Source organism: Pseudomonas sp. PvP028 (genome assembly GCF_017832255.1).
GTDB classification, from domain to species: domain Bacteria; phylum Pseudomonadota; class Gammaproteobacteria; order Pseudomonadales; family Pseudomonadaceae; genus Aquipseudomonas; species Aquipseudomonas syringae.
The window spans coordinates 4,378,962-4,390,839 of sequence record NZ_JAFIBL010000001.1; the positions used below are offsets into that span (position 1 = coordinate 4,378,962).

Sequence of the window (11,878 nt, forward strand, 5' to 3'; positions counted from 1 at the left end):
TAACGGATGGACACTGTGCACACCCTTCCCTGTTCAAACAAAAAGGTACTCTATATATTTGCTTCGGTGGGCGTGCTGATTGCGCTCTCCGAAGCGGTATACGACTTGGCATTTGCCAACCTGGCCTACACGTTGACGGGCTCAACCCTGTCCGTCATGACGACGTATGCAATAGGTTACAGCGCTGAAATACTGGTCACCCTGCTAGGGGCGGGGTTTATTGATCGATTTGATAAATGGAAGCTGTTCATCGCCACGCAGATCATAAATATCATTGTTTTTACGGTGGCTGTGACGACCCTTTCGACGCCAGGCAGCTCTGTCGAACAGGTATGGTTATTTGCTTTCCTGGTTGACCTCGTACATCAGTACGTCCGGCTTATCATGTTTTCCTTTATTCCTTTCCTCTTTTCAAGGGAGGAGATAATACGGGTCAATGGCTTTCTTGCAATTATCAACGGCGTCGCCAGAGCGGTAGGGCCTGCCATTGGTGCGCTGGTGATTTTCCAGGTCGGCTTGTCCATGGCTCTTACTGCCTCAATCGTCTTCATGATGGGCGCTTTGTTTCTTGCGCTCAGTCTGTGGTCAGTGGCCGCAGGCACGAGTGTTACCCGCCCAGATGTCGAGTCTTCATCATTCAAAGCGCGTTTCCAGGAAAGCGTGACCGGCGCTTCGATGGCAACCGTGAACCTTCTAAGGTCCTCGCAGTGGCGTAATTTCCTTGCCTCTTACTCTACCTGCGTTCTGGTGATAAGCGTGCTGGCGCTCTTATGGATTCCTTTTCTCCGAGATTTCCATGCGTTTTCTCCCGAGCAAACAGGTTATCTTTATGCGCTCGGAACCACTGGCGCAGTGCTGGGAGGATTTACGATGTCGTCTTTCCAGGACAAAAGCCTAATCACCACCATACTGTCCGCCCACGCGTTAATGTTCACCGGTATCGCAATGACCCTGTGGTTCCGAGGAAGTTTCTTATGGGTGGCTGTCGGTATGTTTCTATTCCAGTTTGGTACCACTGTATATTTTCGCAGTACAGCTAGCGCCATTCAGCTTACGTTACCCAAGGAGATCATTGGAAGCTGGTACGGCGCCATTGATTTCATGAGTCGTTTTGCAGGGCTGGTGGGCGTTATTCTGGCTGGTTGGTCATACGATTGGATCGGCGCGTACTGGGTGTATTCCGTGTTGTTGGGGCTCCTTGTCCTAAGCGGACTGGCATGGAAGGCAGGAAATCAGGTCGCCTGGTTGAGCCCTTCCTGAATGAGGCTCCCGGGTTGTTCGCTCTGTAATCGCACCCAGGCGACCAATCAAACCCCGCCCACAACCCCAACCCTTCTATCAACTGCCCGCCGGTGCAGCAGTGCTATCAGGCACAAAGCCGATACCGACAGCCAGACGCTGACCAGCAGCACCGGTTGAGCGTTGTCGCCCGATACCCACTGCGACGCAAGCAGCGGCCCGAAGGCACAGCCCAGCAGTTGCATGCCCGGAATGAGCCCTGCGATGCGTCCCGATGGATCGATCTGCAGCGCAATGCGCACCTGAAACGGCGTCAGCATCAGGTAGATCAGTGCAAACAACGCGCACAGGCCCAGAAATACGTTAATCCCCTGATCGGCCGTTATGTACATGCCCAATGCAATGCCGGCCAGGAGAAACGCTGCGATGGCCAACATCGAGTAATCAGGCACCCTGCGTACCAGCAGAATGCCCAGGCAGCCGCCCAGCACTTGCATGAACAGCATCGCGGACACCAGCAATTGCGCCGCATGAGCGCGCAGCCCCGCGTGAATGCCCAGCGGTTCCAGATACGCCCACAGCCCGCCGACAGCCGAGAGTTGCATGAACACCAGCGTCAACAGCAGCACCTGCTTCAGATTCCATTTGAATCCTGTCGTATCCGGCTGCCTGTCAGGCTGCTGCGGCAAGCGTCCGGGTAGCCAGACAATGAACAGCACCGAGCCTGCGGTCAGCATTCCCAGAAACACGAACCCTGCATGCACGCTACGATCAGGCAGTATCAGGTACGCAAGCGCGGCGGCCATCAGTGCCTGAGCCAGGGTCTGGACGACCATGAATGCGCCAGCCACCCGGTCTGGCGCAGGCCCCTGAACGATAAGGCTGACGGCGCCCCATAACAGTAGGCCCTCGGCCAGCCCTGCTAGCGCACGTGCAGCGGTCAACGGCCCGTCGCCGGTGACATTGGCGGTGACCAGATCCATTCCGGCAGCGCAGAGGATGGCGATGACCGTCAGCAGGCGCAGGTTGAGCATCGACCGCAGCAGATCGCCCAGCACCACACCGAGCCCCAGCGCGACGATTTCACCCATCGCGACCAGCCCGACACCTTCCAGTGATACGTGGTCTTGCGCCAGTAACTCGCCAAGAAGCAACGGTTGCAGCCCTACCATCAGCACTGCGACAGAGCCCAGTGCCAAGGCCGCACTCAGGTGCCTGCGAGTTACAGCGGATGACGTTTGCATGGCATGCGCCTCTTCGGAAGTTTCAGTAACCGCGGGTTTCGGGCGGAATCCGGCCTTCGGCAAAACACTGTGCCGCCCGCTTCTCGTCTTTCATTAGCCTTCCGTTGGCCACCAGCACCACCCACCAGGGTAGTAGCGTAAGGTGCGTGCCGCATGCCTTGGCCAGCGTGTAGGCCTTGGCGCATTTCTCGAACAACTCTGCATTGAGGACCATTCGCGCCCCTGTAGTACCCATCACCACCGGGGTGCTGTCGATCACCGCAGCATTGCCCCCCCGCTTCAACAGACGCGCCAGCGGTTGTTCGGAACTGGCGGGCGTAGCCATGTGGCCTATATGGCGTGCCTGCTCATCAAATAGAATCGGCAGGACTCCGCCAAAATCCACCAGGCTTTTGGCAAAGGCACCGCCGCCGAGCAGCACGGCGCCGACGTCAGCTCGGGCCCGGTAGATCGCCGCGTGCGTCTGGCCGTCGTCCGCTGCCGAGTCGTTGCAATCAACCACCTGCGGCGCCAGGTCATCGAGTTTGCCCAGCCACATGCTCTGTCCGCCCGGCAATCGCAACGAAACACTGCTGTGCGAGTCCACCTGACCCATCAGGCGTTCACGCAGATCAAACCACTGCTGTCGAAGTGAATCGCGCATGCTGCTCACCTCACACCAGTTGAAAGACAGCGTCGAAGCGTTCAAGCGCGTCGTCGATGACATCGTCGGTGTCAGCCAGGCTGGTGTACAAACGGCTGCCGGCCAGCGTGATCAGGCCGTGAGCGGTATACGCGGCGCCCATCTCTTCCATCATGTGCTTGCGGGTCTTGGCTTCATTGCGCGCCCTCAGCAGCTTGAGCGGGTTGCCGGTATCGAGCAGCAGGACGCCGGACGTCTGCAGGTGAACAATGGAACCCATGTTGTACGCCACATAGGGCAAGCCGCGCCGGTTGATGATCTCCTCCAGGCCTGCACGCATACGGTCGCCCGCCCTTCCCGCCAGCGCCGGCGCGTTCAGGCGGCGGGCTTCGACCAGTGCGTAATAACCAGCGACGCATGACAACGGATTAGCCGACAGCGTGCCGCCGACGAACGCCCGTCGCGAGGATGTGCCAATGCCACCGGCAAGCAGTTGCATCACGTCCCGGCGCCCGCCAATGGCACCGGCCATGGGATAGCCCCCGGTCAGGCATTTGCCCAGTACCGTGATGTCCGGCATGACATTGAAGTAAGCCTGCGCGCCGCCCAGACCGGCGCGGAACCCGGTGACCACTTCGTCGAAGATCAGCAGGGCATCGAATTCGTTGCACAGCGCCCGCAGCTGTCGGTTGAAGTCGGCGTGCACCGGACGCGTGCCGCTTTCCGGGCCAAAAGGTTCGACCATAATGGCTGCGGTGCCACCACGCAGACGGTTGATTTGCAGCCTGCGGCGCAAAGCGTCGAGATTATTCGGCGGACTTTCCTGAGTGTTCGCGGTGGCGCCTCGCGGGATCCCCGTCGCTTCCATGCGCCCGGTGCCCGGCAAGCGCATGCCATAGACCAACTGGTCGCTCCAGCCGTGGTAGGCGCCGCCGATCTTGATCACCCATTTCTTGCGGGTATAGGCGCGGGCCAGGCGAACAGCGGCCATGACCGCTTCGGTGCCCGAGCCCAACAAGCGCAGCATGTCGACACCCGGCATCGATTCGCAGACCAGTTCAGCCAGTTTGACCTCGTATTCATGCAGCAAGCCGGTCACCGGCCCGCATTCGTCGAGAATCCGGTCAACCTGTTCGCGAATAGCCGGGTGATTGGAGCCCAGCAACGTCGGGCCACCTGCCTGCAGGAAGTCGGTGTAGCGATTGCCATCCACGTCGGTCAGGTGCGCACCGTGGGCCTGGGCGAAGGCCAGTGGGAACGGATAGTTGAACGCCAGGTTGTGTTGCACGCCCCCCGGTATGACCTTTTTGGCTGCCTCGGAAAGGCGCTTCGATCCTTGGCAGCGCTCGTCGAAATAGCCCATGATTTTGTTCATCGCGTCGCGCTTGATCGGGCGAATCGGCTGTTTCACCAGCTCGTCGAAGCGGCGATAGAGTGAGTCGACATCGGGCCATTGCGACACGGCCGATGCCGGAATGTCAGGGATATTGGCGGGATCGAGAGGTCTGTTCATGATTGAGTCTCTGAAAAAGGCTGAGGGCTGAGGGCGTGCGTGCCGGCGCTGGTCAGGGCGTCGATCAGGCGTGCTATTGCGACGCGCGATTCGGGTTTGCCACGGCTGTTGGCTTTGATCTGGTTGAGAAGATGGTCACGACAGAATGTTTCCAGGTCCTCCAGGCGTTTCAGGGTGGCTTCTATGTCCGGGCCACAGCACAGAACGCCGTGATTGCGCATCAGGTAGGCGTTTTGGTCAGGCCGGATGGTCTTTTCCAGCTTGCCTGCCAGCCAGCCGGAACCGGACGGCGCATAACCCACCAGCTGAATCCGCCGCCCTAGCGATTGCCATAGCGGCGGGTAAGGTACGTCCAGCGATTTGCCGAACAAGGTGCAGGCGCTGGCCAATGGTTGATGGGTATGAATGCTGCAATTGACGTCCGGGCGACTGCGCAGGACTTTCGCGTGCAGCTCGCTTTCAACCGAGGGCGAACGTTCGCCCGACAGCTGCTTGAGGTCCTTGAGTCGCAATACGCAGACGTCCTCTGGCCGCATGCTGAAGTAGTCGGTGGCCGACGGAGTGACCGCGATGTGCAATGCGTCGATACGCAGCGCAAGGTTGCCGCCGGTTGCGGCAAAGAAGCCGCGGCGTGACAGATGCCGCGACAGGTCGACGATCTGCTGTTGAACATTGCTCATGGTGCCGTCTCCTGCGATGGGTTCAACCTGCGATAGAGCGGCGCCAGACGTTTGCGGACTTCCTTGAACGTGGCGAAGCGGTCGTCATACAGGTTTCGGGTTGATTCGGAGGGTTCGTACAGCCGATGCGGCCGTTGCAGGGCCGGCAGATCGTTGAACTGCAGTTTTTCGAGCGCTACTGCAGCAATGAAGGCCGCACCGCGTGCGTTGGTCTGAATCGGGTTATGCGGCTGCTGAATGACCCGCCCGCAGACATCGGCCATGATCTGGCACCACACATCCGACTGCGCTCCGCCCCCCGTGGCGACGATGACTCCGCGCGACTGGCCGATAAACTGCGAGAACGGCTCCAGCATCCAGCGCGTGTTGTGCGCGACGCCCTCCATGAAGGCCCGGATGATGTCTTCCCGCGAATGCTCCAGTTTCAGGTTGATCAGGCCGGCACGCAGGCTCGGATCACCTACCGGAGAGCGCTCGCCACACAGCCAGGGCGTGTAGATCAGCCCCCGCGAACCCGCTGGCACTCGGGCGGCGATACGGTCCAGCAAGGCGTACACGTCCGGCTGCTGCTCATCGCTCAACAACTCGTCCGGGTGATACAGCACCTTGTCGCGCAGAAACGACAGATTGGCACCTGCCGCCGATTGCATCGCCATCGCGAGATACCGGCCTTTGACCGCACTGGGTACTGCAGCGATGTGATGGCGTACGCTGGATTTCTTGAACGGCACGTGAGCGCCGACCCACGACGAGGTGCCCAGATAAAGATGCGGAGCGAAGTCACGCACGGTGGCGCCAACGGCCACGGCCGAGGTGTCCACGGCACCCGCTACCACGGGTGTGGATCGAAGCAGCCCCAGGGCATCGGCGAGCTCGGGCTTCAAGGTGCCGATGACTTCCGTCGAGCCCACCAGCTCCGGCAGTTTGCCGGCGTCGATACCCAGTGCCCTGATCAGGCTAGCGTCGTAACGGATGTGATGAGGATCGCGATTGTCGGTCACCCAGGCGGTCAGCATCGAGTCACCTGTGGCGCAGAAGCGCCCCGACAGGCGCATGTTCATGTAGTCGAGCACATTCAGAAACTTGTGCGTCTTGTCATACCTTGCCGGGTCGTGGTCAAGGATGTAGGCCATGTGCCCGGCCGAGTCCATGCCCGACAGTGACGCCACCCCGCCGGTCAGTCGCAGCGATTTCCAGAGCTTGAGCGGCCCGTAGCCACCCAGATTGCACCAGCCTCCGCCCATGCGTCGTTTGATCGAGCCGGCGCCGCGTTTGTCCAGCCACAGCAGCGCCCGGCCAATCGCGGTCCCCTCGCGATCGACACAGACCGTGCCTTCGCTTTGCGTCGAGCAACACACGGCCACCACCTGACGACGCCTGAGCGGGTCGGCTGCCAGCAATTCGTGGGCACCGAGCAGAAACGCGTTCCACCAGTCCTCGGGTTCCTGCTCGGCACTCAGGCCACTGACGTGCAGCGGCACGCCGTGAAACGCCCAGGCGCGGATGTCTCCCTCCATGGAGACCAGCGCGCACTTGCAGCCGGACGTTCCCAGGTCGATCGCGAGGACGAGTTGCTCCAGGCCGGTAGCCGCCTCAGGCGTCCGGGAAATGAAAAGCGAAGTCATAAAGGTCTACTCAGAATGTGCGGGAAATCGACGCTACCCAGCGACTGCCGTCCGTGGTGCGCACATGTCCGTCGTCCTCGGCCATATACAGTTCGCGCGCCCTGGCCTTGGTCGTCACCCAGTCAAGCCCCCAGTCGAAGCCCCACCAGTGGTGGACCAGACCTGCGCCATAATCGGCAAAGTCAGCCTCCGAGAAGTTTTCGATCTGTTGGTAGCCAGCGTGCAGCTTCAGGTTGGTGTTGATGCCCAGCGCGTACTTGTAGTCGAGGTCATAGAGCATGCTGCCCCGGGAGTTGCGATCACCCTTGGCATAGCAATCGAGGCCTTTGGTCGGGTCATCGCGGAACTGCAATTGCGCGCCACACACACCGCCGCTGTTGGCGCCCCGGTAGTTTTTCGAGAGCACCCGGGCGATTCGTCCTTCGAGCGCGCCGTAACCGATTTCAAGCACGGCGAACTGGCTGTTGTAATTGGTCGAGTGCTCTTCACCTGGCGTGAACGTTTCGAAATCGAACCGGTTCGGTGCCTTGAACTGAGCCCCTGGAAACATCTCGGCCGCAAGCCCGACGCCATAGTGCCAGGCATCCGGATCGCCGAAGCGATAACCGCCAGCCAGCAATACACCTGCGCCGTCGCCATCGAGGAACTGTTTCTTGCTGACCGTGGTAAATTCGGCAAGCGCCACCAGGCCTGTTTCATGGGCGACCTGAATGGTCACTTTGGCCCCGGGCCGATTCAGCGAATCGGAAATCCCGCGGGTACGAATGTCCGAGCTGACCTTGGCGGTAACATCCACTGCGTAGCTGGATATTTCATCGGCGATGGCCAGCGTCGGGCCTGCTGCGGAGCACAGGGCTGCAGCCATTACATAACGGGTTGTATAAGTGCGCATGATTCTCTCCCACGCTAAAGTGCCGGATTTACGATTTGCAAACCGGGGCAGGAGGCAGTGTTGCGATTCGCTCGAATTGCTCGGTCTTGCCGAGAACTTCGGTACCGACAAAAGCCCTTACATTGAGGCGTCCGTCCTTGACTCGAACGGCGCCCTTATATTTTTTCTGGTCACGCGGGTCGTACACCCAGCCATCGCGCCAGGCGTCCTGGTCATAGCGGGTCAGCTGCAGAATCTGTACGCCGCAATCACTCGACGTCGAGGCCGCATCCTTGACCCAGACAATCTGCCCGCAGATAGCGCCGGCCTTGTCTGCGCAGTCGTCAAGCCTGACCACCGCGTCCTTTTCAGCCGTCAGCCAAAGGCCCTTGGCCTCAAGCGGACCGGCAGCAGCATGAAGGCCGGTGGAGCACATCAGAACCGAAGAGAGGAAAAGCCACTGCCGTACGTTCATAGCGTCACCTTTTTTATTTTTTGTTTTGACAGATCGTCACAATAACGACGCTTCAGTTATGATAGTCATCGCTACACGATAGTTATAGCTATCATTTTATCGTGCAGCAACTGTTTTTTGATCCTCATGCTGGCGCCCCACTTTTCTTGACAGGTATTTATGGCCAGGCTGAAAACCGAAATCCCTCCCGAGCAAATCGTCGGGAAAAGCGTTGAACGCAAGAAGCTGCCCGCGCAGCAGCGTGCTACCGAAACCTACGAGCGCATCCTGGTCGCCACGGCAAACACCCTGTGCGAGGTCGGCATAGAACGCTTGTCGACCAATCTGGTATGCGAACGGGCCGGCCTCACGCCGCCCGCGCTGTATCGCTATTTCCCGAACAAGTACGCGCTGCTGACGGTTCTGGGTGAGCGCCTGCTCGAAAAACAGAACGAGCGGATCGATCACTGGATCACCCCCGAGCTGATCGCAGGCACGCCGCAGGCGCTGGAACAGGCGCTCGCCGAGCTGATTCTGGATACGTACCGGGTCACTGACGCCACACTGGGCGGTATGTGGACGCTCAAGGCACTGAGGGCGGTTCCCGCTCTGGAGCATGTGCGGCTCGACTCACACCGCAGGGTTTCCCAGGCTCAGGCTGCGATCATTGGCAGTGCTTTTCCAGACGCGGATCCCGAGCGCATCGCCATGGTTGCCCGCGTCGCGGTGGAAATGATTCACGCGACCATTGAGTTGTTGTTCGATGAGCCGTTGGAGCCCGCGAAAACCTGCGCGATGGTGGCGGCGATGATCGTCAGTCATCTGGATCGCCTGGCGCCCGAACCCGGGCATGGCAAGCGATGAGCGGCATGCAGGTTAGCCGGTTGGCCCCTTTAACCGGCCGGATCGTTCCTCCATCAGCCTGTCGGGGTGCTAAACGATTACGTGAGCCAGGAAATACACACTACTGCTGACGCCTCCGTACTAGCGGCAGGTTCCATCGCCGTCATGCAGCCCCTATAAAAACCACGCAGCCACAGGAGCAGCGTCATGAATCAATCCGCCAGGGTTTCGCCAGACACGACGTTTCACGCTTCCGGGCTAACCGAGCTGTTCGAGGCGCAGCAGGCCGCATTTCGCGCTCAGGGCGCGCCTTCCTTCGATCAACGAATCGCAGACCTCAACGCCGTTCTGCGTATGGTCAGCGATAATCAGGACAGGTTGCTCGAGGCGGTCAGCGCAGACTTCGGCAACCGCTCGTTCGACGAAACCCGGCTCGGTGAATTGATGCCGGTGGTCAACGGCATCAAGCACATCCGCTCGCACCTCAAGGCGTGGATGCGCCCCTCACGGCGCAAGGCGGGTATTGTTTTCAGGCCCGCCACAGCCCGGGTGGTTTATCAGCCGCTGGGCGTCGTCGGCATTCTGGCTCCGTGGAACTATCCGCTGACGCTGACACTGGTGCCGTTGATAGAGGCGTTGGCTGCGGGTAACCGGGTAATGATCAAACCTTCGGAACTGACACCCCGAACCTCCGAGCTGCTCAAGCAACTGCTGGGCGAAGCGTTCCCTGCCGAGCAGGTTGTCGTGGTCACTGGCGACGCCACGCTGGCGGGCCGGTTCAGTGAGTTGCCTTTCGACCATCTGCTATTTACCGGCTCGACCCACGTGGGCCGCCAGGTCATGGCGGCGGCCGCACGCAATCTGACACCGGTCACACTGGAGCTGGGCGGCAAGTCGCCAGTGGTGGTCTGCGACGACTTTTCGATCACCAAAGCCGCGCGGATAATCGCTATCGGCAAACTGTTCAACGCCGGTCAGACCTGCGTAGCGCCTGACTATGTCCTCGTCCCCCGCGAGCAGGTGGACAGCTTTGCCAGCGAGTGGCTGGCAGCAGCGAAAAAACTTTACCCGACCCTCGATGGTAATCCGGACTACACCTCGATTATCTCCCAGCGCCATTACGAGCGGCTTATGGCGATGGCCAGTCAGGCCGTCGCGACAGGTGCCAAGGCATGGCAACACAATGCGCCCGCAACGGCGGGCGAACGCAAAATCGCACCGATGGCACTCACTCAGGTGTCCCTGCAAGCAGATGTCATGGCCGAAGAGATTTTCGGGCCGCTGCTGCCGATCCTCGCGTATGAGTCGCTGGATGAAGCCATCGCCTTTATCAACGCGCGTCCGGCACCGCTGGCGCTTTATTGCTTTTCCAACGATCAGGTGTCTGTAGACCGGGTGCTGAACCGCACGCAGTCCGGCGGCGTGACCATCAATGGCACCATGCTGCACGCGACTCAGGATGACCTGCCTTTTGGCGGTGTCGGCGACAGTGGCACCGGGGCCTATCATGGCTACGAAGGCTTCGTACGTCTGTCCCACGCCCGCGGTGTTCTCAAGCTCGGTCGTTTCAACATGTCCGACAAGGTCTCGGCACCTTACGGACGGCTTACGCGTCTGGTCACCCGATTCATGATCGGTAAATAGACGCTTGCCAAACGATATGTCCCCGTCATGTCGCGACGTTAAGTGCACATTCGCGGGGATCTTTTCCACTCCCTACTTCCCGTAACAAGAGCAGGAAACACCCGCTAGCGCTAGTTCGCCTGAGCGCTTTCTGCGGCCTCCTTGCGCGCCGTCCGACCGATGATCATCACTCTTTCTGATAGTGAAGTATTTAGGTAACCTCAGGGCGATACGCTTTGCTGTACTTCACTGCAGATGCTCTAGCGGGCATCTAACGCTGATTTCGTGGCGGAAACACCAACGGCCAAGTTGATGTGACTGCGCCATGCTTACAGCGTCTATACCATTGTCAGCAGTTTTAAACTCATGGATGACTACATGCCTAACACACTACTTCCGCAGATTGGCAGGGCCATAGCCAGCATCGGTAGCGGGAATTTTTCCAGCATGTTCCACAAGCTGATCGACACTCAGCTTGCGGTAGATGCCACGCACCTCTCCTCCCTGCCACAGCCCTGGCAAACGCCACCCGCCTCTGCACCGACGGTCTTTAACGAGACCGTGACGTCATCACGAGGCACGCTGTTGCTCAGTGACTCGATTCATCTTTACCCTGATCAGGCCTCGGAAAACTTTAGCTGTAAAATAACCGTATTTCGGGCGCTTCCCGCGCATGAATTTTCAGAAAAGGAACGCCGGCAACTAGGCGACATTTCTCCTCTGCTGTTTTCGATACTTGAAAAACATGTCAATGCCCTGCAATCAGCAATGCCCGGCATTGAGCATAAAAAGCCCGAAAGCATTGAAAAGCGCTTTCAGGAACGACTGCGCGAAACAGGGCTGACGTTGTCCGAACGCGAAACCCAAGTGTGCCTGGGGCTGCTCGCCGGCCATACCGCGCTTGAGCAGGCCGAACGGCTCGCACTCAAGGTCAATACTGTAGGCAGTTACCAGCGCCGTGCGGCGATCAAGCTGGGCATCAGCGGTCGCAATTCCCTGATGCGCTGGATGTATGGCTCATCAGTGGGCGTTTTTTCAACCTGCTGACCGCCAGTCGATGCAACGGACGGGGCGATAAGGATCGCCCCTCCCGGATTCGCCCTCACCGCCTCCGATGCAAGACCTCCTTGCGCCTGCAATCACGCTTTATCAATACCCACCAAG

General features: G+C 59.5%; 11 protein-coding genes. 4 read left to right on the plus strand and 7 right to left on the minus strand.

The window, feature by feature from the left end:
• The first annotated feature begins 6 nt into the window (after window positions 1–6).
• The gene (locus JOE34_RS18850) at window positions 7–1,260 is read left to right on the plus strand and encodes an MFS transporter (protein ID WP_010412376.1); all 1,254 of its coding nucleotides are present in this window, start codon (window positions 7–9) and stop codon (window positions 1,258–1,260) included.
• A 47-nt stretch (window positions 1,261–1,307) separates the two neighbouring features.
• Here JOE34_RS18850 and JOE34_RS18855 read toward each other — a convergent pair whose 3' ends face one another.
• Genes JOE34_RS18855 through JOE34_RS18885 form a run of 7 tightly spaced genes read right to left on the minus strand, consistent with a single transcriptional unit; the run spans window position 1,308 to window position 8,269 of the window.
• Window positions 1,308–2,483, minus strand: coding sequence for an MFS transporter (locus tag JOE34_RS18855; RefSeq protein ID WP_024665121.1), 1,176 nt, complete (start codon window positions 2,481–2,483; stop codon window positions 1,308–1,310).
• A gap of 22 nt (window positions 2,484–2,505) precedes the next feature.
• Window positions 2,506–3,126 carry a hypothetical protein gene (locus tag JOE34_RS18860; protein ID WP_024661779.1) on the minus strand — a complete coding sequence of 207 codons (621 nt, stop codon included), beginning with the start codon at window positions 3,124–3,126 and terminating at the stop codon, window positions 2,506–2,508.
• A 10-nt stretch (window positions 3,127–3,136) separates the two neighbouring features.
• On the minus strand, window positions 3,137–4,618 hold the full coding sequence (locus tag JOE34_RS18865; protein ID WP_024661780.1) for an aminotransferase class III-fold pyridoxal phosphate-dependent enzyme: 1,482 nt from the start codon (window positions 4,616–4,618) through the stop codon (window positions 3,137–3,139).
• Window positions 4,615–5,298 carry a class II aldolase/adducin family protein gene (locus JOE34_RS18870; protein ID WP_003383659.1) on the minus strand — a complete coding sequence of 228 codons (684 nt, stop codon included), beginning with the start codon at window positions 5,296–5,298 and terminating at the stop codon, window positions 4,615–4,617. Before JOE34_RS18870 ends, JOE34_RS18865 begins: the two co-directional genes overlap by 4 nt.
• Window positions 5,295–6,923, minus strand: coding sequence for an FGGY-family carbohydrate kinase (locus JOE34_RS18875; RefSeq protein ID WP_024665119.1), 1,629 nt, complete (start codon window positions 6,921–6,923; stop codon window positions 5,295–5,297). Before JOE34_RS18875 ends, JOE34_RS18870 begins: the two co-directional genes overlap by 4 nt.
• Window positions 6,924–6,933: 10 nt before the next feature.
• Window positions 6,934–7,815 (minus strand): TorF family putative porin, encoded by an 882-nt coding sequence (locus JOE34_RS18880; RefSeq protein ID WP_209996444.1) that lies wholly within the window; start codon window positions 7,813–7,815, stop codon window positions 6,934–6,936.
• Between the two features lie 28 nt (window positions 7,816–7,843).
• On the minus strand, window positions 7,844–8,269 hold the full coding sequence (locus JOE34_RS18885) for a DUF2147 domain-containing protein (protein ID WP_004404540.1): 426 nt from the start codon (window positions 8,267–8,269) through the stop codon (window positions 7,844–7,846).
• A gap of 159 nt (window positions 8,270–8,428) precedes the next feature.
• Between JOE34_RS18885 and JOE34_RS18890 the strand changes: the two genes are divergently transcribed.
• From JOE34_RS18890 to JOE34_RS18900, 3 genes are all read left to right on the plus strand, one after another.
• Window positions 8,429–9,112: a TetR/AcrR family transcriptional regulator gene (locus tag JOE34_RS18890; RefSeq protein ID WP_024665117.1), complete on the plus strand. Its 684-nt coding sequence runs from the start codon at window positions 8,429–8,431 to the stop codon at window positions 9,110–9,112.
• A 186-nt stretch (window positions 9,113–9,298) separates the two neighbouring features.
• Window positions 9,299–10,735, plus strand: coding sequence for a coniferyl aldehyde dehydrogenase (locus JOE34_RS18895; protein ID WP_046266302.1), 1,437 nt, complete (start codon window positions 9,299–9,301; stop codon window positions 10,733–10,735).
• Between the two features lie 357 nt (window positions 10,736–11,092).
• A complete protein-coding gene (locus tag JOE34_RS18900) occupies window positions 11,093–11,761 on the plus strand; it encodes a LuxR C-terminal-related transcriptional regulator (protein WP_004417759.1) in 669 nt (222 codons plus the stop codon).
• The last annotated feature ends 117 nt before the right edge of the window (window positions 11,762–11,878 follow it).